This is a genomic window from Lysinibacillus sp. 54212, assembly GCF_036662795.1.
In the GTDB taxonomy this organism is placed as follows: domain Bacteria; phylum Bacillota; class Bacilli; order Bacillales_A; family Planococcaceae; genus Lysinibacillus_B.
The window spans coordinates 14,187-37,637 of the sequence record NZ_JBAFWZ010000003.1 but is presented as its reverse complement, the minus strand read 5'-3'; the positions used below and the strand labels follow the sequence as shown (position 1 = coordinate 37,637).

Annotated in this window: 23 protein-coding genes; 18 read left to right on the top strand and 5 right to left on the bottom strand. The window is 36.7% G+C overall.

Features of this window, described 5'->3' with window-relative positions; genetic code table 11:
• The first annotated feature begins 107 nt into the window (after positions 1-107).
• From V4T18_RS02935 to V4T18_RS02900, 8 genes are all read left to right on the top strand, one after another.
• On the top strand, positions 108-488 hold the full coding sequence (locus V4T18_RS02935) for an ArsR/SmtB family transcription factor (protein WP_332646388.1): 381 nt from the start codon (positions 108-110) through the stop codon (positions 486-488).
• A complete protein-coding gene (locus tag V4T18_RS02930; protein ID WP_332646386.1) occupies positions 460-2,580 on the top strand; it encodes a heavy metal translocating P-type ATPase in 2,121 nt (706 codons plus the stop codon). Before V4T18_RS02935 ends, V4T18_RS02930 begins: the two co-directional genes overlap by 29 nt.
• Before the next feature lie 162 nt (positions 2,581-2,742).
• The gene (locus V4T18_RS02925) at positions 2,743-3,027 is read left to right on the top strand and encodes a late competence development ComFB family protein (protein ID WP_332646384.1); all 285 of its coding nucleotides are present in this window, start codon (positions 2,743-2,745) and stop codon (positions 3,025-3,027) included.
• 102 nt (positions 3,028-3,129) lie between these two features.
• Complete coding sequence (mntR, locus tag V4T18_RS02920; RefSeq protein WP_332646381.1) at positions 3,130-3,552, top strand: transcriptional regulator MntR; 423 nt, start codon at positions 3,130-3,132, stop codon at positions 3,550-3,552.
• 13 nt (positions 3,553-3,565) lie between these two features.
• Positions 3,566-4,420: a CvfB family protein gene (locus tag V4T18_RS02915; RefSeq protein WP_332646379.1), complete on the top strand. Its 855-nt coding sequence runs from the start codon at positions 3,566-3,568 to the stop codon at positions 4,418-4,420.
• Between the two features lie 87 nt (positions 4,421-4,507).
• The gene (locus V4T18_RS02910; RefSeq protein WP_332646377.1) at positions 4,508-5,410 is read left to right on the top strand and encodes a DUF1002 domain-containing protein; all 903 of its coding nucleotides are present in this window, start codon (positions 4,508-4,510) and stop codon (positions 5,408-5,410) included.
• An 84-nt stretch (positions 5,411-5,494) separates the two neighbouring features.
• Positions 5,495-5,776: a GNAT family N-acetyltransferase gene (locus V4T18_RS02905; protein WP_332646374.1), complete on the top strand. Its 282-nt coding sequence runs from the start codon at positions 5,495-5,497 to the stop codon at positions 5,774-5,776.
• Positions 5,777-6,135: 359 nt separating this feature from the next.
• Positions 6,136-6,459 carry a hypothetical protein gene (locus V4T18_RS02900; RefSeq protein ID WP_332646372.1) on the top strand — a complete coding sequence of 108 codons (324 nt, stop codon included), beginning with the start codon at positions 6,136-6,138 and terminating at the stop codon, positions 6,457-6,459.
• Between the two features lie 51 nt (positions 6,460-6,510).
• Here V4T18_RS02900 and V4T18_RS02895 read toward each other — a convergent pair whose 3' ends face one another.
• Together V4T18_RS02895 and V4T18_RS02890 are read right to left on the bottom strand one after the other, a co-directional pair.
• Positions 6,511-8,031, bottom strand: a complete 1,521-nt coding sequence (locus V4T18_RS02895; protein WP_332646371.1) for a succinate CoA transferase — start codon at positions 8,029-8,031, stop codon at positions 6,511-6,513.
• 312 nt (positions 8,032-8,343) lie between these two features.
• Entirely contained in the window at positions 8,344-8,994 is a 651-nt protein-coding gene (locus tag V4T18_RS02890; RefSeq protein ID WP_332646369.1) for a LytTR family DNA-binding domain-containing protein, read from the bottom strand.
• A 541-nt stretch (positions 8,995-9,535) separates the two neighbouring features.
• On the opposite strand from V4T18_RS02890, the gene V4T18_RS02885 reads away from it, so the two are divergent.
• The 4 genes from V4T18_RS02885 (at position 9,536) to V4T18_RS02870 (ending at position 12,402) form a co-directional block, all read left to right on the top strand.
• Positions 9,536-10,330 (top strand): helix-turn-helix transcriptional regulator, encoded by a 795-nt coding sequence (locus tag V4T18_RS02885; RefSeq protein WP_332646367.1) that lies wholly within the window; start codon positions 9,536-9,538, stop codon positions 10,328-10,330.
• Between the two features lie 119 nt (positions 10,331-10,449).
• Positions 10,450-11,211 (top strand): membrane protein insertase YidC, encoded by a 762-nt coding sequence (gene yidC / locus V4T18_RS02880; protein WP_332646365.1) that lies wholly within the window; start codon positions 10,450-10,452, stop codon positions 11,209-11,211.
• Positions 11,212-11,221: 10 nt separating this feature from the next.
• Positions 11,222-11,467 carry a hypothetical protein gene (locus V4T18_RS02875; RefSeq protein ID WP_332646362.1) on the top strand — a complete coding sequence of 82 codons (246 nt, stop codon included), beginning with the start codon at positions 11,222-11,224 and terminating at the stop codon, positions 11,465-11,467.
• 104 nt (positions 11,468-11,571) lie between these two features.
• Positions 11,572-12,402 carry a M15 family metallopeptidase gene (locus V4T18_RS02870; RefSeq protein WP_332646359.1) on the top strand — a complete coding sequence of 277 codons (831 nt, stop codon included), beginning with the start codon at positions 11,572-11,574 and terminating at the stop codon, positions 12,400-12,402.
• 63 nt (positions 12,403-12,465) lie between these two features.
• Here V4T18_RS02870 and cls read toward each other — a convergent pair whose 3' ends face one another.
• On the bottom strand, positions 12,466-13,923 hold the full coding sequence (gene cls, locus V4T18_RS02865; protein WP_332646357.1) for a cardiolipin synthase: 1,458 nt from the start codon (positions 13,921-13,923) through the stop codon (positions 12,466-12,468).
• A 131-nt stretch (positions 13,924-14,054) separates the two neighbouring features.
• Positions 14,055-14,861, bottom strand: a complete 807-nt coding sequence (locus tag V4T18_RS02860; protein WP_332646355.1) for a YwqG family protein — start codon at positions 14,859-14,861, stop codon at positions 14,055-14,057.
• Positions 14,862-15,569: 708 nt separating this feature from the next.
• On the opposite strand from V4T18_RS02860, the gene V4T18_RS02855 reads away from it, so the two are divergent.
• Positions 15,570-15,710 carry an Lmo0850 family protein gene (locus tag V4T18_RS02855; RefSeq protein WP_332646353.1) on the top strand — a complete coding sequence of 47 codons (141 nt, stop codon included), beginning with the start codon at positions 15,570-15,572 and terminating at the stop codon, positions 15,708-15,710.
• 141 nt (positions 15,711-15,851) lie between these two features.
• Here the strand turns inward: V4T18_RS02855 and V4T18_RS02850 are convergent, their stop codons facing one another.
• The gene (locus V4T18_RS02850; protein WP_332646350.1) at positions 15,852-17,042 is read right to left on the bottom strand and encodes an FtsW/RodA/SpoVE family cell cycle protein; all 1,191 of its coding nucleotides are present in this window, start codon (positions 17,040-17,042) and stop codon (positions 15,852-15,854) included.
• Positions 17,043-17,246: 204 nt separating this feature from the next.
• Between V4T18_RS02850 and V4T18_RS02845 the strand changes: the two genes are divergently transcribed.
• From V4T18_RS02845 to V4T18_RS02825, 5 genes are all read left to right on the top strand, one after another.
• On the top strand, positions 17,247-17,993 hold the full coding sequence (locus V4T18_RS02845; RefSeq protein WP_332646348.1) for a hypothetical protein: 747 nt from the start codon (positions 17,247-17,249) through the stop codon (positions 17,991-17,993).
• A gap of 106 nt (positions 17,994-18,099) precedes the next feature.
• Complete coding sequence (locus V4T18_RS02840; protein ID WP_332646345.1) at positions 18,100-19,179, top strand: D-alanine--D-alanine ligase; 1,080 nt, start codon at positions 18,100-18,102, stop codon at positions 19,177-19,179.
• Positions 19,176-20,549, top strand: a complete 1,374-nt coding sequence (locus V4T18_RS02835) for a UDP-N-acetylmuramoyl-tripeptide--D-alanyl-D-alanine ligase (RefSeq protein WP_332646342.1) — start codon at positions 19,176-19,178, stop codon at positions 20,547-20,549. Before V4T18_RS02840 ends, V4T18_RS02835 begins: the two co-directional genes overlap by 4 nt.
• Positions 20,550-20,762: 213 nt before the next feature.
• A complete protein-coding gene (locus V4T18_RS02830; protein WP_332646340.1) occupies positions 20,763-21,461 on the top strand; it encodes an alpha/beta hydrolase in 699 nt (232 codons plus the stop codon).
• Between the two features lie 366 nt (positions 21,462-21,827).
• Entirely contained in the window at positions 21,828-23,336 is a 1,509-nt protein-coding gene (locus V4T18_RS02825; protein ID WP_332646337.1) for a DEAD/DEAH box helicase, read from the top strand.
• Positions 23,337-23,451 lie beyond the last annotated feature (115 nt).

The following is a 23,451-nucleotide window of genomic DNA, read 5'->3' as shown; positions in this document are numbered from 1 at the left end:
GCTTTTTTTATTAAGTAGCTGAAAACATTCAAATAAATGTTTGAATGTTGGTAAATCGTGGTATATAATTAATAACAATCAAATCAGGGTTTGAATGAGGTGAATACATGATAAAAGATGTATGTGATGTAACGAAGACAAATGAAGATGTCGTTTTACGAGTACAGGAACAAATACCTGACTTATCAAAGGTTGCGAAGTTTTTAAAGGCGTTAGCGGATGAAACGCGTTTAAAAATTGCCTATGCATTAACGGTAGAAGAAAGCTTATGTGTTTGTGATGTAGCAGCGATAATCGGTTCCTCAGTTGCTACAGCCTCACATCATTTACGATTTTTAAAGGAAAACGGATTAGCTAAATCTTTCCGAGATGGAAAGCAAATGTATTACTCTCTAGAGGACGATCATGTGTACCAAATTGTAACGATTGCCTACGAACATTCAAAGGAAGTGACTGGAGATGACATTGAAGGAACAGCAACAATATAGATTACAAAATTTATCCTGTGCAAGTTGCGCGGCAAAATTTGAACGTAATATTCGTGATATATCAACGGTTCAGGAGTGTCAGGTCAATTTTGGGGCGGCAAAGTTAACAGTTGTCGGAGATGCTACAATTGAACAATTAGAGCAGGCTGGGGCATTTGATGGTATCAAAGTTGTAAAAGCTTCCGATCGGATAATTAAGAAATCTGTTCCATTTTATAAACGAAAAGAAAATATTTTAGCGAGTGTTTCACTTTTATTTATAGTAGTGTCCCTTTATTTTAGCTTCTCACGAGGAGAAGGTAATACAGTTTCTAATTGGCTTTACCTTATTGCTATCGTGATTGGTGGAATAGGAATTTTTAAAGTTGGCTTCCGTAACTTATTGAAGTTCGAGTTTGATATGAAAACACTAATGACCATTGCTATCATTGGCGCAGCGATTATTGGCGAGTGGCAAGAAGCTGCGATTGTAGTGTTCTTATTTGCGGTGAGCGAGGCGCTAGAGGCATACTCTATGAATAAAGCGCGTCAATCCATTGAAGGACTTATGGATATTGCGCCACCTGTTGCGTTAATAAAGCGTTCACATGGGGATCATCATCATGAAGTGGAGGTATCTACAGCCGATATTGCAATAGGTGATATATTAATTGTCAAACCAGGTCAAAAAATTGCGATGGACGGTAAGGTAATTGGTGGTATTTCTACGGTAAATCAGGCTCCAATTACCGGTGAGTCCACGCCAGTAAAGAAGGAAAAGGGAAGTGAAGTATTCGCAGGTACACTAAATGAAGAGGGTGCCCTTGAAATCGTGGTTACAAAGCGTGTTGAGGATACGACTATTGCAAAAATAATTCATTTAGTGGAGGAGGCACAAGCAGAAAAAGCCCCTTCGCAACAATTCGTAGATAAGTTTGCCAAATATTATACACCTGCAATTATGTTAGTCGCTCTTTTAGTCGCTGTGATTCCTCCACTATTTACGGGTGAATGGTCACAATGGATTTATCAAGGCTTAGCAGTGCTAGTAGTTGGCTGTCCTTGTGCACTTGTTATTTCAACACCAGTCGCGATTGTTACAGCCATTGGTAATGCAGCAAAACAAGGCGTTCTCATAAAAGGTGGCGTCTATTTAGAGGAATTGGGGCGTATTAAAGCGATCGCCTTCGATAAAACAGGAACGCTGACGAAAGGTCAACCAGAAGTAACAGATATTATAGCAATGGATCCGATTACGGAGGGGGCATTATTAATAGCAGTCGCTACTGTGGAAAAAAGCTCGCAGCATCCACTTGCACGTGCCATATTAGCAAAAGCAACTGCATTGAATATAGAGCCGTTAACTCCGTTTGAGTTCCAATCTGTAACAGGTAAAGGCGCGTATGCAACAGTAGATGGTAAAAAAATCTATGCAGGTAGTCTGCAATGGATTGAAACCATTGTTCCAATTAATGAAAGAATAAAAGCTTCTTCTATGCAATTCTCACAGCAAGGGAAATCCGTTATTGCAGTCTCTACGGATTCACAATTACTTGGAATTATTGCAATAGCCGACCAGCTTCGTAAAGAAAGTAAACAGGTTATTCAAAACCTTAGAGAGCAAGGACAGCAAACAATTATGCTGACAGGGGATGCAGAGCAAACTGCCAAGGCGATTGGGAGTGAACTACAGCTTTCGGATGTACGTGCATCCTTATTGCCTGAGCATAAGCTAGAGGCCATTAAGGAGCTGCAGCAAAAATTTGATTCAGTTGCAATGGTTGGGGATGGAGTGAACGATGCACCAGCGCTTGCATCAGCCTCAGTCGGTATTGCGATGGGTGGAGCAGGTACCGATGCCGCCTTAGAAACAGCTGATATTGCTCTAATGGCTGACGACTTACGAAAACTTCCTTATACTATTCGATTAAGTCAAAAAACACTTTCAATTATAAAGCAAAATATCATTTTTGCATTAGGATTAAAAGTGATCGCTTTATTGCTTGTTATCCCAGGGTGGTTAACGTTATGGATTGCTATTTTTGCTGATATGGGTGCAACCTTACTAGTGGTGTTCAATTCATTGCGCTTACTACAGGTAGCTAAAAAATAAATAGTGTACAGTTTATAACAAAACCTCAAAAAGTTATAATTTCAATTTTTTCATATCAAATTTTTGATTAAATTTAATAATACTGTTGAGTTATTCTGTTGTTAGTTATATGATGAATTGAAATCAAATTATAACAAAAAACAGATGGGGCGAAGGGTATAGATGACACAACCGGTTTTAGTGAATGTTACGGAAGAAATTGTTCGTGGTTTAGTAAGTTTCTTGCTACATGGAACAGAATATCAAACATTTTGTCATTGTGAGCAATGTGAAATGGATATTGTCGCCATAGCATTAAATGCTTTGCCACCTAAATACGTAGCTTCGAAAGAGTCACGAGATGCGGCGTTTGAGCGTCTCAATACGCCCGAACATATTGAAGAAATTAATAAGCAAATTATTCGTGCGATTCACATCGTAGGGCGTAATCCACGACATAATAAATGAGCCGAATTTTTGACAGTTCGGCTCTTTTGTCGTTTTCAGTTAACTTTTTATGTTACATTGTAGTAAACTTGATTTAGCATAAGGAAAGTGAGGGGACAAGATATGCCAACACCTAGTATGGAGGACCACATTGAACAAATTTACTTGCTGATTGAAAATAAAGGGTACGCCCGTGTGTCCGACATTGCGGAAGCATTATCTGTTCTACCTTCCTCAGTTACAAAAATGGTCCAAAAGTTGGATAAGGACGGATATTTAGTATACGAAAAATATCGTGGCTTATCATTAACACCTAAAGGAATAAAGCTTGGAAAACGACTAGTGCAGCGACATGAGCTACTTGAACAATTCCTACGCTTAATTGGTGTTGATGAGGAACGTATATATGATGATGTTGAGGGAATAGAGCATCATTTAAGTTGGAATTCAATTGACCGTATTGCAGATTTAGTTCAACTGATGGAAGAACAGCCAGAATTTACACAGCAACTTGAAAAAATGAAAGCACAGCAAAACATGCAATGAAAGGGAAGACTAAATGAACGAGTTAAAATCAGGGCAAGTTGTACAATTGACGGTATTAGAGGAGCAAGGATCGCGTTATATTTTAACGAATGGCGATGTAGAAATTTCGTTAAATAGTTCGGATGTTATTGAACCGTTAGCAGTAGGTGACCGTATCGAAGTATTTTTATATGCAGATCGACGTGGCGATTTACAAGCAACGACAGCACTACCTAGTGTTGCTCAAGGAGAATATGGCTGGGCACGCGTATTAAAAGTAACTAGAGAAGGTGCTTTTGCTGATATAGGTACATCTCGAGAGGTATTAGTGAAGGCGGAGGATTTACCTGCTTTGCCTGAATTATGGCCTCAACCAGGTGATCATTTATTTATGACTCTTCGAACAGATCGTAATGGAGATTTATTTGGACGTTTAATAACTGAAGAAAAGGTCAATGAACTATACGAAGGTGCAGTTACGGAGATGCATAATAAAAATATTATTGCACGTCCGTATCGATTATTACCAGTCGGGTCTTTTTTGTTAGGTGTAGATCAACCATACCGTATTTTTGTTCACGAGTCGGAACGTAATGCTGAGCCACGCCTTGGTCAGGATGTTCAAGTTCGAATTATTGATGTGAAGGAAGATGGCTCGTTAAATGGCTCTTTAATGCCGAGAAAGCATGAACGCCTAGGAGAAGATGCGGAAAAAATTTATGCGTATTTGGAAAGTGTCGGCGGGAAAATGCCCTTTGGCGATAAATCCTCACCGGAGGAAATCCTTGAAATGTTCAGCATGAGTAAAGGAGCTTTCAAACGTGCTTTAGGAACACTTATGAAAGCGAAGAAAATCAAACAAGAAGACGGCTGGACAGAATTACTATAGATATTAAGGCAAAAGGTTTGTTGTGTAGCATTGAAACCTTTTGCCTTTTTTATCGTACTACTTAGTGAAATGGAAGGGGAGATTTCAATGAAACAAAAGTTTTTGGGGTTTTTCACGGCATTACTTCTGTTGCTGGCAATTGTTGTACCGAACGAAGCCTCCGCAGAGACTAAAGCAATTAATGAAAAACTAGGTGTACCTATTATTGTTTATGGAGCAAATTTATCTGAAACTGAAAAAGAACTTGTAAAAACAGCACTAAAGGTTGCAGAGGAGCCAGAAATTGATGAGATTTCAGTTTCGGGCGAGGACTTAATCAAATATATTAAAAATAGTAATTCAAGCTCTCGGATGTATTCATCAGCAAAAATTACTCGTCAGGATGAAGGCAAAGGGCTTGTTATTAGTATCGAAACACCAGAGAACATTACACAAGTAACATCAGAAATGTATGCGAATGCTATGTTGACAGCAGGGATTGAGGATGCAATCGTTGAAGTAGCAGCACCAAAGCCTGTAACTGGTCACTCCGCATTAGTAGGTATTTATAAAGCCTATGAGGTAAAAACAGGTGAAACATTAGATATTGAGCGGACAGATGTTGCAAATGATGAGCTTTCTGTAGCAACATCTCTTGCAGAAAGCGCAGGGATATCTGATGACAAAGTAGCTGAGCTATTAACAGAAATTAAAAAAGCAATAGCAGAACAACAGCCAGCTACTCGTGATGAAGTACAAAAGATTGTAGAGGATCAGCTAGCAAAACTAGAAATTAACTTAAGTGATGCCGATCGACAGCTATTAATTGATTTAATGGATCGTATAAGTAAGTTAGATATCGATTTTTCTAAACTATCGGATCAGCTGACAGATTTAAGTAAAACGATAGAGGAAAAATTCACAGCACTTATGGAAGATGAAGGATTCTGGGAAAGTGTAAAAAACTTCTTCAAAAATTTAATGGATACAATCTCGTCGTGGTTTAAGTAAGAAAATGTGAGCAACCTACTAGTGCTTTGAACTAGTAGGTTGCTTTTATAATGTGATATATTTTTACAAATGGGAGGGATTACTATGGAATTTACATTGAACAAATCGAATCCACATAGTTATGCATTTGAGTATGATAAGGATGGACAAAGATTAGCTGAGATTACATGGGTAGAATCAAATGGGGTTATGAAGATGGATCACACATATGTTTCAGACGAGTTGCGAGGGCAAGGTGTTGCAAAAAAATTATTAGATGCAGCGGCAAATTACGCACGAGAGCAAAATTTAAAAATGCAGCCGATTTGCTCATATGTTGTAGCAGCATTTGCAAAAAGTGAAGAATATAACGATGTGAAAGCATAAAACAAAACGACTACTCGAAAAGAGTAGTCGTTTTTTAGAAAATAAATGAGTAAATGAACATAGTTAAAATACTTGCAGCACCAAATAAAGCACCTATTTCCTTCCCGCTATATGAAACTTCATTATTATTTTTAAACATGTTCATCTCCCCCTTTTCACCATTGTATTAAGTTATCACCTAGATTATTAATTTTTATACAATGTTTTTCTCAACTTGCTATATTTTATACTTTATTAAATACATTTATAGAGAATTTGAAAAAACTTCTTATAAAAGTTGTTCCTTCCGGTAAATAAATATGTTTAATTTCCTTTGCTAGGGGTAATTACTCACAATAGATGAAGTGGAGGGATCGATCATGGGAAGATTCAACGGAAAAGGTGCTGTAGTAGTAGGTTTAGTGGCTGCTGCACTATTAAGTAAAAAGGAAAATCGCGATAAAGCTGTAAAGTTTGTAAATAGCTTTAAGGACCGAACAAACTCATTTTTTGAAATGCAACGAACAAGTGAAAATACGTCACATGCTAATGAACAAAATAATACAGAAACATTAAAAGAAATGGCAGAAACATACGCGGATGTTTCGGATTATACGATTGATGCGAATGAGTTCATCGGGGAGGGTGGCGCACAACAAACGTTAAATTATTATAATGAACAGCAACATAAGGGAGAAGTATAGATGAAAAAATCGGCAAAATCGAATAAACGATTTTGCCGATTGGTAATTAAATTAAGCTTTTGCTGTTTCAAGCTTCATTGTTTTGTTTTTAGCAAGATTTACGTGCCAAGAAAGAGCTTCCTCTAAGATATGAGGAGTTTGAGCATTACCCGTTGCTTCAACAGCACGGTTGAAGTAATCCCATAACTGGTCTTTGAATTCTGGATGAGCACAGTTTTCGATAATTAATTTCACACGCTCTTTTGGAGAAAGACCACGTAAATCAGCAATACCTTGTTCTGTAACAATTACATCAACATCATGTTCAGTGTGGTCAACGTGAGAAACCATTGGTACGATTGATGAGATCGCGCCACCTTTAGCGTATGATTTCGTTACGAAGATACCTAGACGAGCGTTACGTGCGAAGTCACCAGAACCGCCGATACCATTCATCATTTTTGTACCTGAAACATGAGTAGAGTTTACGTTACCATAAATATCTAATTCAAGAGCCGTGTTGATTGAGATTAAGCCCAAACGACGGATAAGCTCTGGGTGGTTAGAAATTTCTTGTGGACGTAGGCAAATTTTATCTGCGTAAGCTTCTAAGTTGCCATATACTTTCTTTTGTAGCTCTTCAGTTAAAGTGATTGAAGTTGCTGCTGCAAAACGAACTTTACCAGCGTCGATTAAGTTGAATACAGCGTCCTGTAATACTTCAGAAGCTACTACTAGGTTTTCGAATTCTGAGTCTGCAAAGCCGTCTAATACAGCGTTTGCTACAGAACCTACACCTGATTGTAATGGCATTAATTCATTTGTAAGACGACCAGCTTTGATTTCATCGCGGAAGAAGTCTAATAAAATGTTCGCCATTGTTTGTGTTTCCACATCTGGAGGAACGATTAATGAAGGAGCATCTGGCTCTTCAGAAATAACGATTGCTTGAATTTTTGCTGGGTCTACTTTAATACCGATATCACCGATACGTTGCTCAGCATTAGTCATTGGAATCGCTTCACGTTTACCTTGCTCAGCAGGAACGTAGATATCATGAATACCTACTAATGCTTCTGGATGACTAATATTTAACTCAATAATAATATTTTCAGCATATTCAGCGAAGATTGGTGAATTACCTACAGAGTTTGTTGGAATGATCATTCCGTCTTCAGTAATTGCAACAGCTTCTAAAATTAAGTGTTTAATTGGACCGATAATACCTTGACGAACTAACTCAGCGTTGTGAGAAAGGTGAGCGTCTACATATTGAATTTCGCCCTTGTTAATTAAGCCACGGATTGCCGCGTCCCCTTGGAAAGGACCGCGTTTATTAATAACACCAGCAGAAGCTAAGTAGTTATCAACTTCAGGACCTAATGAAGCCCCTGTATATACATCAATTTTGAATTTTTCATTTTTAGCGCGTTCTACTAATGCCATTGGTACAACTTTTGCATCCCCTGCGCGTGTAAATCCAGACATACCTACAACTGTGCCGTCTTGGATTAATGCAGCAGCTGCGTCTGCAGACATGATTTTGTCAGCTAATTGTTTTAAACCTAAGCGTTTTTCAACTCGTGGATCCATTTAAAAATCCTCCCCTAAAAAATTTTGATGGATTAAATGTAGCTAAGAAAATTGTGTAAGAATTTTCTGTTTATTTTATAGGCTTATTGCTCAGCCGTATAAAATAATATTATCACCAAATTGTCACAATTTCTTTAAAATGTGCATGAAAGTGCTTAAAAAAAGTAATAACGAGAAAAAAACTTCATTTTCGATTATTTTCGACGAGAAACAATATAAAATCCGATGAAATTACTGTCAAAAAAATATCAAAAGACCTTTACAACTAGTGCAAAGGTCTTTTGGAATTTCAAAATTGAGATAAGGAATTTGTTAGAATCCTAGGGAACGTCTGAAATAACTAGCGTAACGTTGACTCACCGGAATTCTTGTCCCATCTTTCATAATTAATAAGAAAGTAGAATGTGAATCTGGTTGGATTTCATCGATAAAATCAATGTTTACAATATAAGAACGGTGGCATCGAATAAATGAATCCGGAGCTAGGAACAATTCAAGGTCACTTAAATTTAAACGATGGTAGCCCTCGCGATTCATTGTTTTCACAAATGTTTTACGAAGCTGTGTTTCAAGATAAATTACCTGGTTATGCTTAATTGGGTACCAGCAGTCATCAATTTTAACTGTAATGTAGTTTGTTAAAAAAGGTGATGGCTTTTGTGGGAATATTGCAGTGATTGCACCTTTTGTTTCGCCTTCTTCTACGAGCGGAATACTCATTCCAAAATACGGTACACCAAATACATCCGGCTCAATGTATGTACTGATTTTTTGTCCGTAAGTTAAGGCTTTATGAGCAGCTGAGCCTTCTTTAATTGGATCGCCCGGTTTAATTTTCAGGTCCACCTTTTTGCTTGGCTGATAGTAAAGATATTCGTTTGTATCAGAAATAGCAATAGATGTATTCTCAGGGAAGAACTCTTTAATTACATCCATAATTTCTTCAATTTGTTTTGGATCCACTTTATAACACCTCTTTAAGCATTTTAATTAATTATCTTTTATTTTACTACATATTCACAGAAATGAAATAGAGAAGATTTATGAATAATGGACGGAAAATAATTGTTTTTTATTTTGCACGAAAAAAAGATGATTGATGCACACCTATTTTTATTTAATTTTCCTTAATTTGTTATTCGTGTTTTTTTTGTATATCCTTCGATATTTTAAATATCATTCATTTATCTTTTAACAATATATAAATCTTTTTTCTGTGCAAGTGTGAGATTATTTTACTATGAAACAATTAAAATTAAGTTGATAAAAAAACGTAAAATATGGTAATATTCACTTTAGTTAGTAAAAAAATAGACGATTATATTCAACGAGGTTGTATATAAGAGCTATTTCTCTATAAACAATAAAACTGCAAAATATGTAAATAAATTAATAGAAAAGTATTCCCGTTATATCGTTTTCATTATATATTATTAGTATAATTAATGTTATATTTTGTAAAAAATTTATGCATAAAGCATTCAGAAGAAAGATGGGGTAATCAATGCAACTACATCAACATTCAATATCTGAAACTATTTCTAAAAGATACTTCCAAGAGATAGACAATATCAACCAATATCACGGCATTGAAGAGTTTTTTAATATTGAATCGAAATTGTTGTTTGAGATTTATCATTTAGAAGCGGCAAAAGCCAAAAAATCATTGCATGAAATTATTGATATTTTGTCGATTCGCTTTGGAAAGCAGGTTATAAAAGTAGTTCGTCAATACTTTGTTGTTTTGTCATCGATTGTTGCTCGAAAGCTTTTAGACAATCAAGTTCCATCAAAGAAAGCTTTTGCGTTTAATTTAGCTTGTGCTGATATGATTGAAAACAAAATGAAGGATGCAGAATTTTTACAGTTTGCAGATGATTTAATTGATTTTTATGTATATTTCATTGCGGATCGTAAGCAGCCAACTTTCCGCCACCAAACAGTAAATAAAGTAATTATGTACATAAACGATGAGCTAGAAAATGATTTAACTGTAGAAAGCATTGCAGCCAACTTCCATATTAGTACGAGTCATCTATCCCGTATCTTCCGTGAGCATGTAGGAATTACTTTAGTGGAGTATTTAAATGTCCGCCGAGTTGAGGAATCTCAATATTACTTGAGACATACAAATAAGAGCATTACCTCAATTTCAGACCAGTTCCATTTTTGTAATCAAAGCTACTTCACGCGTATTTTTAAGAAATATACGGGCGTTACACCGAAACATTTCCGTGATGAACTGCATCATGAATTTTATCGTTTTGAAATTAGTGAAGTAGAGTACGAAAAAGTTTAACTTTTACAAGACCCCATCCAATTTTGAAGATGGGGTTTTTTTATTTGTGTTCGTTGGAAAGTCGATGTTTATTAAGGTATACTTCTAAATAAGTTTATGTGAAGGTAGCAGGTGACGATATGAAGCATCTAAAACTTGGAGGATTACTCGTAGGAGTTCTACTTGTGTTAACGGGATGTCAGGCTGTTGAAAATGAAGAAGGGTTCTTTTATAGTTTTTTTGTACAGCCGATGGACAGTCTGTTAGATTTTTTAGGCAATAGTGTTTTTAATGGAAGCTATGGATTAGCTATTATTTCTATTACTGTAGCTATTCGCTTAGTCTTAATGCCATTTATGTTACGTAATTATCGCACACAAGCGCTAATGAAAACGAAAATGGATATTGTAAAACCGAAAATGGAAGAAATTCAAGGTAAAATGAAAGCAGCGCAAACAAAGGATGAGCAAATGGTTCTTCAACAAGAGATGCTAGGACTATACCGTGAACACGGCATTAATCCGTTGAACATGGGCTGCTTGCCAATTTTAATACAAATGCCGATTATTATGGGGTTGTATTTTGCTATCCTATATTCAGCCGATGTAAAAACACATGAATTCCTGTGGTTTGATTTAGGGACACCTGATATCATAATGACGATAATTGCAGGTGTTATTTATATGGTACAAGCAAAAGTTTCCCTTTGGACTGTTCCGGATGCTCAAAAAGCACAGATGAAATGGCTCATTTATATTTCACCAATAATGATCGTTATTATTTCGTTTTCATCTATGGCGGCATTACCACTTTATTGGTCTGTAGGTGGATTTATTTTAATCCTTCAAACGTATATCGGTCGAAAATATTATTCACAGCTACCAGAGACTGAGAAGAAATAGAGGGCACTTTATGAATGGAAAAACATTGTCGCTAATACTTGTAGTGATATCTAGCTTAGCATCATTGTATTTTGTTATTAAGCAAAATATTGAAATGGCCGTGTTATTTTTAACGATCTTGTTTACGTTAACCAATTTTACACGCTACAGAAGTTTTAAGGGGCAAGGGATGGAGAAGGAATCTAAATGGATGCGAAACATGGCGATTTTCTTTGCCATTGCTACACTGGCGGTATTATATACTGTAATTACGTAATAGTTATTTAGCATTAACTCTTTCACGGGTTAATGCTTTTTTAAAAGCAAATAATCTATAATAATGATAAAATGGAATTATTGATTTAAGAAAGTGGGCGCAGAATGAGAAAGTCAAGGACGAATAGATATAAAAGTAATAAGCTAATCATAGTTAGTGCGATTATTTCATTTGTTTTAATAGTGTCAATTGTTGCGATTGTATTAAATAAAAACGCTAAAACAGATGATGTGAACGGGACAGATGCTCGCCATGAGGAAGCTAGTAAAATTAGAAATGAAGAGCAGCCTAATAAAGAAAATGAGCCTTTAAATCAAGCAAAGTCTAACTCAGAAAAGAATGAGCCTAAGGAGGAACCTACTGATGTCAAAGTAGATGCTGGCGGCTATCCTGTGAATCCGATTGAGGTGAAAGAACCTACATTTGTACAAGGTGTGCTAATTGCTAGTAAAAAGTATCCTTTACCAAAAACATTCAATCCGGGCGAGGATCCAACAGCGCGGGCTGCATTGAATGAAATGATTGCAGCGGCGAAAAAAGATGGGTTTGTGTTAGTAGCCTTTAGTGGATTTCGCTCGTATGAATATCAAAATACATTATATACAAATTATGTAAATAGAGATGGCAAGGAAGCGGCGGATCGCTATAGTGCAAGACCAGGCTATTCAGAGCATCAAACAGGGCTTTCTTTTGATATAGGAGAAAAAGGACAAGAGGATTTATGGCTAACGAGTGAATTTGGTGAGACGGAAGCTGGAAGATGGCTCGTAAATAATGCACACAAATACGGCTTTATTTTACGATATCCTAAAGGGAAAGAAAATGTTACGGGTTACATGTATGAATCTTGGCATTTTCGCTACTTAGGAAAAGAGCTAGCAGAAAAAGTCTATCAATCTCGTTTAACGCTAGAAGAATATTTAAAGATTGATTAAAATAGCTCATATTTATTAAGAAGGGGGTGTCCAGATTATTTCTGGACACCCCCTTCCTTACATTTATAGTATAGGTGATAACAAACGAGATATAGATTCTTTGAATTTGACAAGGGTAGAGCGATTTTCATATTTTTCTAGTGTAAGCTCTGAGCAATCGAATATATCTTTCTCAAAAATCTCTGCAAGATTATGGGAGATATCGCGATCGTAAATAAAGGCATTAACTTCAAAGTTTAGGCTAAAGCTACGTACGTCGATATTTGCTGTACCAACAGTTGAAATTTCGTCATCCACAACAAGCATCTTGGCATGTATAAAGCCTTTTTCATAATGATAAATTTTCGCGCCTGCCTTGAGAAGCTGTCCGGCATAGGAATAGGTTGCCCAATAGACAAATGGATGATCAGGTTTATTTGGAATCATAATTCTAACATCTATACCTGAAAGTGCTGCAATTTGTACGGCGTCTAAAAAAGTATCATCTGGAATAAAGTAAGGTGATTGGATGTAAACATATTTTTTTGCACTCATAATCATTTTAATATACCCGTTTTTAATACCTGCATAATCGGTATCAGGTCCACTTGAGACAATTTGAATTGCTACATCGCCCTTTTTCGGAATAGCAGGAAAGTATCTATCGGAATAGCTGATTCGGTGCTTTGCGCTTGCTTGGTTCCAATCGAGCAAGAAACGAGTTTGCAGTGGTTGAACAGCGCTGCCTTCAATTCGTAAATGTGTATCACGCCAGTACCCGAATTTAGACTTTAAACCTAAATATTCGTCTCCGACATTGAAGCCCCCGATGTAACCAATACGTCCATCAATTACGACAATCTTTCGATGATTACGGAAGTTTAGACGCGGGTTGATAAGTGGGAAAATAGAAGGGAAAAATACTTCAATTCTGCCCCCTGCTTCCGTCAATTCAGAGAAGTGGCGCTTTTTTACACCTCGAGAACCCATCTCATCGTATAGTACATGCACTTTAATCCCTTGTTTTGCTTTCTTGATTAGTGCATTTATAATGCGCTTTCCTAAATTATCAACCTTGAAAATGTAATATTGAATATGAATATGATCCTTCGCATTTAATATATCCTCGATTAGGCCTTCAAATTTATCGGCGCCATCATCATATATTTGGATGGCGTTATCCTGTGTAAGAACGGCATTATTCGTTGATAAATTCATATACATTAGTTCTTTATATTCGGATATATTTTTCTCGTTAAACTCTAACCTATTGTCCTTCAATGCGTCTATTTGATAGCTTATCAGCTTGTCGATACCGATATCCTTGCGTCCTTCCCAACGGAAAAGATGCTTTTTTCGTAATTTTCTACCAAGTAATAGATATAAAATAAACCCTGCTACTGGTAGAAAGAATAGTACAAGAATCCAGGCCCATGTAGAAGAGGCATCTTTACGCTCTAGGAAGATGACGGTTATTGCAAATAGTATGTTTAATATGAGTATTAATACTGCAATAAAGCTTGTGTCAAAAAAAGTATTCAAATGATCCCTCTTCTTTCAAAATAATGATACTTCTATCGTATATCAATTATACAAAGAAATGAAATGTTTTCCTTCCGTAAAAAAATAAAACCTCCTGACGTTGCTAATGCTTCGCCAAAAGGTTTGCTACGTTAGTAATTTTCGATATAAAAATAGACATCCGAAAAATCACCCTGCGACAACTTTTTTTCATTGATTAAAAATTTAATAACTCCACAATCTCCCCACATAATTCCTTGTTCATCATTAGAAACAATTTGAAGGAGTAGAGTGTCATATTGCTGAAGAGCCGAAGAATAAACTCTTTCATCTTTACCGATGAAATATGGATAGCCCCCTATTTTATGGTCTGCTGCAGAAAAATGTTGAAAGTAAATATCTTCAAAGTATTGTCCATATTCATTTGAAAATTGCTCTTGTAAATAAGGTGTAACAAAGTAATGTAATCGATAATCTGTTGCAGATACAGGCTCTACATGTTGAGAGAAAGTTAGTCCTACTTCCTGTTGTATAGGAAAAGCATGACGAGATACATCGTGTAAAAAGAAAAAATCAGATTGTGTTGATTGTTCCGGAACTAAAAAAGGATAATAGCATACTTTAAAATGATATTGCTGCCTATGCCCTTTAGTGAACTGTCCATGCTCATAGCAAGTTTCGGAGATAAAGAACTGTAGCATTCCTACAGCTGGAAATGGCTGTGGTAAATTGGCTTCGGCTAAATTTATTTGTGCCAGAAGTAGCATAAATTGTCCATGAACATCCTTTGGATAAGCGGCTCCTTTAGGTAAATAAGGAAAACCAGCGAATTTACTATTCATAATAGAAGGCTTTTGTCTAGAGGGTCTTAGTCTACTGTAGCTTAAAGCAGAATTATGCAGTTGTATAGAAAAGCATTCCAGTTGTTTTGGGACAGATATCGACATTGGTATATTCATAATAATTCCTCCAACATAGAGAGTATTTAGCCTTTTAAATTTATTCGTTCTATTATATAAGTTCCACTTCATACTTTAATTAAACATATCGATGCTAAATAAAGTTATAGGTGTTTTGGAGTAAATATATGATTTGAATAGCGATAATTAGAAGTTAAATTATAAAGCTGCACCGAAAAAAGTTAATGGCATAAGTAAGGTTCATCATCGTAAGCCTGGGGTGCTATATAAGTATCGCACACTACACTCCGAGCGGACTCTTTCCGCGGGCATGGCTAGGCTCAGCGGACGCCCCTAGGAAAGCACGCTGGCGCAACGGAAATCAACCCCGAGTTATGGTGAAAAGCCGTAAGTGAGGAGTGTTGAGAGTATTCTCCAATTTCAAGGTAAATAATACGATTAAAGGTCTATAAACAATGAAAGGATTTTATAATCTGATTTATTTTAGTCTGTAATGAAGTACGTCTAGGGGAAAACGAATTTCTTGCAAATATGAGAGAAAGATGTTTAGGATTTAAAATTTTCGGTAATAAATATGTGGGAGTTGTTTACTTGACTTTTAGAACTTGTAACATAAATGAAAAACTTTTTTACATATAATAGTGTTATGATAGGTTTGAATATAAAAGTCAGACATCTAATCATCGTTGCAACTTTTTATTTTTATAAACGTAATATTATAATACATGGAAGATTGAGGTGGATAATATGACGAAGGAAATCGACTTAAGAAAAATCGTTACAAATTTATCGAAAATAGGCGTAAATGCAACTGTTACGAAGTCACGTCTTGAACTATTAAAAGTTTTAACACCACCAACACAAACTCCACAAACGCAAAATATATAATAAAAAGCCTCACCAATTTGGTGGGCTTTTTATTTTCGAGTAAGAAAGTATTAGTTTTTTCGAGTTTAAAGAGTGTCTAGTCATTCGCACCAAAATGTATTTTGCGTCGAAAGCTATAGCGACAGAAGCAGCTGCCCTCAATTAATACTCTTCTTCTTCATTTGCTGAAAACATGTACGTGCGGTAATGATACTTCATACTAAAGACTAAGCCAATAGCGAGTGCATTCCCCATTAGGGAACTACCACCATAACTAATAAATGGTAGAGGGATACCTGTAATAGGTAATAACTGAATTGTCATCCCGATATTTTCTAAAACATGGAATGTAATCATTGCAATAATCCCTGCACAAACATACGTAGAGAACGGATCTTTTAATAAAAGCGTTATTTTTGTTAAATGATAAATTAAAAGGAAGTATAAGCATATAACAAGACTAGCACCTACAAATCCCCACTCTTCGCCGATGACAGTAAAGATAAAATCGGTATGCTGTTCTACTACATATACTTCACGACCAAAAAGTCCTTTACCAAATATTTCGCCTGAACCAATAGCGTTTAATGAAGTAATTAAATGATAACCCTCATCAGAAGAATACGTATAAGGGTCAAGCCAAGAGTATATACGAGCAAACTGATATGCTTTAAAGCCGAATGTTTCCTCTAAGAAATCGCTCATATAGAGTGCCATCCAAATAAGTGAACCTCCAAGAGCGAAGGCCCCACCGAAAAGAGGTAAAATAATTTTCCAAGATACTCCTGCTACAATAACAAGAGCGGCAGTAATAGCTAGAAACACAAGAGATGAACCAAGGTCCGGTTGTGTCATAATAAGGACGAGTGGCACAAGAAGTGTTGCACCAATTTTTCCGAGTAAAATAAAATCTGTTTTAATTGTTTTTAGCTGATATTTTTCGTGGTGCATACTTATGAGCTTTGCTGCAGCTAAAATATAAAAGGTTTTCATAAACTCGGATGGCTGAATATTACCTAGAGGCGTGTGATACCAACTTTTTGCACCGTTTACTATCTCACCGATTTGTCCCTTGCCCTCGGGCATGAAAATAAGTAAAACGAGCAACGCAATTCCCATGCCATATAAAACCCAAGCCATTTTTTTATATTGATCCGGTTCAAAATACATAACGAATGCAACGATGATTGCACCGATAATATACCATTGAATTTGTTTAGGAACGAAATTAATCCCGTATTGTCCAGATGTCTGCGCAGAAGCTATTGCAAGTAAGCTAATGCCAAGAAACATTAACAGTATAAAGGCGAGCACCCAATCGAAGCGCTTCGAAAATTGTCGATTATTTTCCATGAATTCCACCTAACTATTCAATAATCACTTCACATGAATGTAAAGGAAATATTTTTACTAACAATTTACTTTATCATATTCTCGTAAAAAATACTGCTGTGTATGGAAGTAAAAATTACGACGAACTTAAATTTAAATTGTTTCAAAATGGGTCGATACATCATATAATATTCATATTATTCAGTTGAAGGGGTTGTTCGTGTAATGGCTAAAAAAATGAAAACTACTGATGATTTTATGTATCATTTATACATACATATGAATGATGTGGACCAATTCGTCATTTATAGTGGACTTTCATTTAAACAATTTTTTTCATCAGTTGAACCGATGAAAAATGTGTTGTTGCTAAAGCACGGTTATGAGGATGGCTCCTTTAATATGCATACTCAATTTGATTTCATTGGAACAGAGGATATGAAACCTTTCTTAAAAAAACTGTCTGATATGCAAGGGGATTTATGCTGGATCGATTTTTCAAGTGAAAAGAATGTAAATCAATTATCCCCGATGGAGCAGGCAGAGTTATTATATTTTAGTCATAAGCGCGAACCACTCGGTTTACCGTTCTTCGGTAAGCTACAAAACCGCTATGCGTATTATTCCTCTAATACAGATAAAATGACAAAAGTTTATTTTCGTTTTTTAGGGGATTCAGAGCAGTTGACGACGAATCTTTTAAATAAAATGATTGAGGAAAAAGAGGGGAATGGTAGCTTTTGGCGGCGTAAGTCTAAGCAAGCAATTCCGACAATTGACCCAGTTGTGCTGAGAACGTGTCGACCATATGCAAAGGAGGGGGCGTTACTATCATTATTTAAAATGGAGAAGTCAGCCCAGTATGGTATTGAAATTCGCACACTTGCACATTATAATTTCCCTGACGAAGTATGGGATGATTTGGAAGAAATATTGAAACAAGGTTATGATGAATTGATACAAATCAACTGACACTCACTTTAACGTGAGTGTTTTTTAGACTGAAAAGTGAAAATTATTTATCCTGTTTTTTGAAACGTGATAAACTAAACTTACCCGATCATTGGAGGTCAGCGTAATGAAAAAAATAATAGGTTTATTATATGGAGGTAAGTCTGCGGAGCATGAAGTCTCGCTTTCTACGGCAAAGGCGGTTACGCAGGCATTAAATTTTGAAGAGTATGAAGTTCATCCGATTTTTATAACGTTGGACGGTGAATGGCTCACAGGACCTCAGCTTAAGGCACCAGTAGAAACAATTGAACAGTTACAATTTAAATCGCAAAACGCGTTTAATAATATAACGGAATTTATTGAAGCGAACGACAGAATAGGCTTTGATGTCATTTTCCCATTATTACACGGTACGAATGGTGAGGACGGTACGGTACAGGGACTATTAGAAGTATTAAATCTGCCGTACGTTGGAAATGGCGTACTCGCTTCGTCTGCAGGTATGGATAAAGTTGTGATGAAGCAATTATTTAGCGTAGCTGGTTTAGAGCAAACGCCATATGTACATTTTGTTCGAAGTGAATGGAAAATCGATTCTGACGCAATTTTGAATAAATGTGAAAAGGAGCTTGTTTCGCCGTTATTTGTAAAGCCGGCGAATTTAGGTTCGAGCGTCGGCATTAGTAAGGCGACAAATCGTGAGGAGCTAAAGGCTGCTATCGAATTAGCATTAAAGTATGACCGTAAAATAATCATTGAGCAAGGTATTATTGGTCGAGAAATTGAAATGGGCGTTTTAGGTAATGACAACCCTGCTGTTTCAGTAGTAGGCGAAATTAAACCGATGACCGAGTTTTATGACTATGACTCTAAATATAAGGATGGATCAACAGCGTTAATTATTCCAGCCGAAGTATCGGAAAGAGTTGTCGCGAAAATGAGTGAAATGGCAAAGGCGGCATTTAAAATATTGGATGCTTCTGGGTTAGTCCGGGCGGATTTCTTTGTGACAGAGAATGATGAGGTTTACATCAACGAAGTTAATACAATGCCAGGATTTACACCGTTCAGTATGTATCCGCAATTATGGCAGCATAGCGGTGTAAGCTATCGTGATCTAATTGATAAGCTTGTCAATTTAGCGATTGAGCGTCATACAGAAAAACAACAGCTTCTATATAACAAGGACTTGAGTGAAAAATGAAAAAGAATTTAACACAATTAGCAGTATGGTTAAAAATATCTGATCAAGAGTATGGGGATACTGTTGTAACGGGTATTTCTATTGATACTCGTACAATTCAACCTGGGGATTTATTTGTTCCATTTCGCGGTGAAGAGGTAAATGGCCATAAATTTGTCGACCAAGCATTTGAAAAGGGGGCAGCCGCATCACTTTGGTTAACGGATGAGCCAAATCCTCCAGAGAACCGCCCATTAATATTTGTGGATGATGCAGAACAGGCCTTGCAGCAAATGGCGATTGCTTATCGTAGTGAGCATAAGGCGACGTTTATAGGCATTACTGGCTCAAACGGCAAAACATCCTCTAAGGATATTCTTGCTGGTGCATTGTCACCATTTTTTAAGGTGCAAAAAACAATTGGGAATTTTAATAATCAATTGGGCTTGCCGATTACGATTTTACAACTGGATGAAGATACTGAAATATCCGTATTAGAAATGGGAATGAGTGGCTTTGGTGAAATTGAGCTGCTAACACGTATCGCTCGTCCTCATTTGGCAGTAATTACGAATATCGGTGAGGCGCATATGCAAGATTTAGGCTCACGTGAGGGGATTGCACAGGCCAAATTCGAAATTACAAAAGGTTTATTAGAAGAGGGCGTATTATTTTATGATGGTGACGAGCCGCTACTTCGCAACCTTGTTGCAGAAGATCCTTATACAGAAACGATGTCTTTTGGTTTCAATGAAGACAATACACTAATTGCCTACGATATTGAAACAACTGAAACAGGGAGCCGATTTTCTGTAAAAGGTTTGATAGAAGGTGAGTTTTTCATTTCTGTTCACGGGAAACATCAGGTGAAAAATACATTAAATGCAATGCTTATTTGTAAAGCACTTGGTTTGTCAGATGATCAAATCCGTTCTGCATTGCAAGGGGTCGCATTAACCGATATGCGGATGCAGCTAGTACCGATGAGTAATGGCGCACTATTTATTAATGATGCCTACAACGCTGCTCCGACTTCTATGCGTGCAGCGATTCAATTTGTCTCATCTACGAATATTCGAAGTGATAAATGGCTTGTACTAGGTGATATGCTGGAATTAGGTGATAATGAGCAAGCCTTCCATGAGGAAATTGCATCTGAAATTGATACTTCGCAAATTACCCGAGTGTGTCTTTATGGTCCTAGAATGAAATGGTTGTACCAAAAATTACAAGAAAAGTTTGATGAAGGACGTCTTGTTTATTCAGAAAAGGATTACGAGCCTATTATTGGAGAAATACTACAACATGCAACTGAGAAAACAATAATATTATTAAAAGGCTCGCGTGGCATGAAATTAGAAAATATTTTAAAAGGCGTTTTGTTAGCATAAGCTGGCAAAACGCCTTTACCCTGACAGGTGATACTATGATTTTGTAAGCCATAAATTGTTTTGGAAAATTCTTTGTTACATTTACAAATTTTTAGAGTAATTCAATCTTTATATTAAAGGGCAATTTTATGAAATTACCTCTGTTTATATTTTTTAAGTAGTATTGGATATAATTTAAGTAGTTATTAATTATCATTAGGAGAAGTGGGAAACATGTCTATAGGCGTGCTGATTTTACATGGTTTTTCAGGCGGACCATATGAAGTACAACCGTTAACAGATTATTTAAAGAAAAAAATAGACTGGATTTATGAGTTGCCGACATTTAGTGGACATGGTGATACAGATGAGCTAGCCATGAAGGGATTTAAGGCAGAGCATTGGTTAATGGACGCAGAAATTGCCTTTCGAAACCTTGCTAAAAGAGTAGATGACGTTGTAGTAATTGGTTTTTCTATGGGCGGTGTTATCGCAATGTATTTAGCGAAACGTTATCCGGTAAAAAAACTTGTGTTGTTAAGTGCGGCTGCTAAATATGTAAGCCCAACTCAGCTCTTACAGGACTTGCGATTTATGGCGGAGGATGCAGTTCATGGAACTATACAGGATAACGAATTATTTTCACGATATAAGCACAAATTAAAAAATGTTCCGCTATCCTCAACAATGGAATTCATGAAAATTGTGGAGAAGGTGGAGCCGTATATTAGTCATATTCAGTGTCCGGTATTTGTTGTTCAGGGTGCATTAGATGGCATTGTACCAAGTACAACAGCGAGACTAATTTATGACAAAGTTCAATCTAAGCGAAAGATGATTTATATTTCGAAGGAGGGGAAGCATCATATTTGCTATAGTGACGATTGCGATGAATGGTTTGCACAAGTAAGTGATTTTTTAATGGAGCCCTAAAAAATCAGATTATTATGACTCAAGCTTTATCGTTGCATACGGTACCAACCCATGATAGACTATGTTAAGCAATGGATACATTTTGTGCGAAGGCTCTTCAGTTAATTGATGAAGAGTGCTTTTTTTTGAATTTAACGGTTTTATTCTATTTGTTATTTTAGCGAGGAACAATTGAAGTATAGAATTGAACCGCTCGGCAAAGACCGGGCTTTCCTTTTCATATAAGAGAGCTTTGCTAGGTTGTTTCAAAATAGCAGAGAAAATTTTAAGTAACGGAAACGTTCCAACTAGGCCCTTAGTTTGCCGACACTTCATCTGAAAATGTAACCATTTGTCAACTTATAAGGAAAAAGGAGATTGAAGAGTTTGACAAATTTTTCAGAATTAAATATTAGCGAATCGACATTACGTTCAGTAAAACGTATGGGATTTGAAGAAGCAACACCAATCCAAGAAGGTACAATTACTTTCGCCATGGAAGGCCGTGACGTATTAGGTCAGGCACAAACGGGTACAGGTAAGACTGCCGCTTTTGGTATTCCACTAATCGAGAAAATTGACCCTAAAAACCCAAATATTCAAGCGCTTGTTATTGCGCCAACTCGTGAGTTAGCAATCCAAGTTTCAGAAGAACTTTATAAAATTGGCTATGATAAGCGTGTAAAATTATTATCAGTATACGGTGGTCAAGAAATCGGTCGCCAAATTCGCGCGCTTAAAAATCGTCCACAAATTATCGTAGGTACACCAGGTCGTATTATTGATCACATTAACCGACGTACGTTGAAGCTTGACGATGTTCAAACATTAGTATTAGACGAAGCAGATGAAATGTTAAATATGGGCTTCATCGATGATATTAACTCAATTTTAGAGAACGTACCATCGACTCGCCAAACATTATTATTCTCTGCAACGATGCCTCCTGCAATCCGTAAAATTGCGGAGACATTTATGAAAGAGCCTGAAATTGTTAAAATTAAGGCGAAAGAATTAACAATGGAAAATATTGAGCAATTCTTCGTGAAAGCTCAAGAGCGTGAAAAATTCGATGTTTTAACTCGTTTATTAGACGTTCAAAAACCAGAATTAGCGATTATTTTCGGTCGTACGAAACGTCGCGTAGATGAATTATCACAGGCTTTAGGGTTACGTGGTTACCTTGCTGAAGGTATTCACGGTGATTTAAGCCAAGCGAAGCGTATTTCCGTACTTCGTCAATTTAAAGAAAATAAAATTGATATTTTAATCGCAACTGATGTAGCGGCACGTGGTCTTGATATTTCAGGTGTAACGCATGTTTACAACTTTGATATCCCACAAGATCCAGAAAGCTATGTTCACCGTATTGGCCGTACAGGTCGCGCGGGTAAATCGGGTCTTGCAGTAACATTCGTAACACCACGTGAAATGGGTTACTTACGTATTGTTGAAGAAACAACGAAAAAACGTATGACGCCTCTTCGTCCACCAAGCACAGAAGAAGCGCTAGCTGGACAACAAGAAGTAACAATGCAAACGCTAGTTGAACTAATTCAGAATAATGATTTAGGTAATTATCGCGAATTAGCAGCACAGTTATTAGAAAATAACGATGCAATCGATATTATTGCGGCTGCTATTAAATCGATGACAAAAGAGCCGGATGCAACACCAGTAACAATTACAGAAGAACGTCCATTACCGATGCGCCGTGAACGTACAAGCGGTGGTGGTAATCGTGGACGAGGCGGGGACCGTGGACGCGGTGGAAACCGAGACCGTGGAGGACGCGATCGTGGACGTAGTAATGATCGTGATCGTCGTAGCGGCGGAGGCCGTGATCGTCGTGATGGTGGAAGCCGTCGCCCACGTCGTCGTGAAGATCAAAAATAATCGTTATAAACTTAACTGCCTAAAGCGTGTAATCTATACACGATTTAGGCAGTTTTTTTAGCAGAGAAGCAAGTATAAAAAAGAATGGAATATATGCATAAGAAGAATAAAGCAT

What these genes read in the sequence shown, in the direction of transcription:
- V4T18_RS02850 (WP_332646350.1), bottom strand. Translation starts at nt 17,042, where the DNA reads ATGGAAAATAATCGACAATTTTCGAAGCGCTTCGATTGGGTGCTCGCC.
- V4T18_RS02900 (WP_332646372.1), top strand. Translation starts at nt 6,136, where the DNA reads ATGGGAAGATTCAACGGAAAAGGTGCTGTAGTAGTAGGTTTAGTGGCT.
- yidC (WP_332646365.1), top strand. Translation starts at nt 10,450, where the DNA reads ATGAAGCATCTAAAACTTGGAGGATTACTCGTAGGAGTTCTACTTGTG.
- V4T18_RS02845 (WP_332646348.1), top strand. Translation starts at nt 17,247, where the DNA reads ATGGCTAAAAAAATGAAAACTACTGATGATTTTATGTATCATTTATAC.
- V4T18_RS02915 (WP_332646379.1), top strand. Translation starts at nt 3,566, where the DNA reads ATGAACGAGTTAAAATCAGGGCAAGTTGTACAATTGACGGTATTAGAG.
- V4T18_RS02935 (WP_332646388.1), top strand. Translation starts at nt 108, where the DNA reads ATGATAAAAGATGTATGTGATGTAACGAAGACAAATGAAGATGTCGTT.
- mntR (WP_332646381.1), top strand. Translation starts at nt 3,130, where the DNA reads ATGCCAACACCTAGTATGGAGGACCACATTGAACAAATTTACTTGCTG.
- V4T18_RS02910 (WP_332646377.1), top strand. Translation starts at nt 4,508, where the DNA reads ATGAAACAAAAGTTTTTGGGGTTTTTCACGGCATTACTTCTGTTGCTG.
- V4T18_RS02870 (WP_332646359.1), top strand. Translation starts at nt 11,572, where the DNA reads ATGAGAAAGTCAAGGACGAATAGATATAAAAGTAATAAGCTAATCATA.
- V4T18_RS02925 (WP_332646384.1), top strand. Translation starts at nt 2,743, where the DNA reads ATGACACAACCGGTTTTAGTGAATGTTACGGAAGAAATTGTTCGTGGT.
- V4T18_RS02840 (WP_332646345.1), top strand. Translation starts at nt 18,100, where the DNA reads ATGAAAAAAATAATAGGTTTATTATATGGAGGTAAGTCTGCGGAGCAT.
- V4T18_RS02830 (WP_332646340.1), top strand. Translation starts at nt 20,763, where the DNA reads ATGTCTATAGGCGTGCTGATTTTACATGGTTTTTCAGGCGGACCATAT.
- V4T18_RS02895 (WP_332646371.1), bottom strand. Translation starts at nt 8,031, where the DNA reads ATGGATCCACGAGTTGAAAAACGCTTAGGTTTAAAACAATTAGCTGAC.
- V4T18_RS02930 (WP_332646386.1), top strand. Translation starts at nt 460, where the DNA reads ATGACATTGAAGGAACAGCAACAATATAGATTACAAAATTTATCCTGT.
- V4T18_RS02875 (WP_332646362.1), top strand. Translation starts at nt 11,222, where the DNA reads ATGAATGGAAAAACATTGTCGCTAATACTTGTAGTGATATCTAGCTTA.
- V4T18_RS02885 (WP_332646367.1), top strand. Translation starts at nt 9,536, where the DNA reads ATGCAACTACATCAACATTCAATATCTGAAACTATTTCTAAAAGATAC.
- V4T18_RS02905 (WP_332646374.1), top strand. Translation starts at nt 5,495, where the DNA reads ATGGAATTTACATTGAACAAATCGAATCCACATAGTTATGCATTTGAG.
- V4T18_RS02860 (WP_332646355.1), bottom strand. Translation starts at nt 14,861, where the DNA reads ATGAATATACCAATGTCGATATCTGTCCCAAAACAACTGGAATGCTTT.
- V4T18_RS02835 (WP_332646342.1), top strand. Translation starts at nt 19,176, where the DNA reads ATGAAAAAGAATTTAACACAATTAGCAGTATGGTTAAAAATATCTGAT.
- V4T18_RS02855 (WP_332646353.1), top strand. Translation starts at nt 15,570, where the DNA reads ATGACGAAGGAAATCGACTTAAGAAAAATCGTTACAAATTTATCGAAA.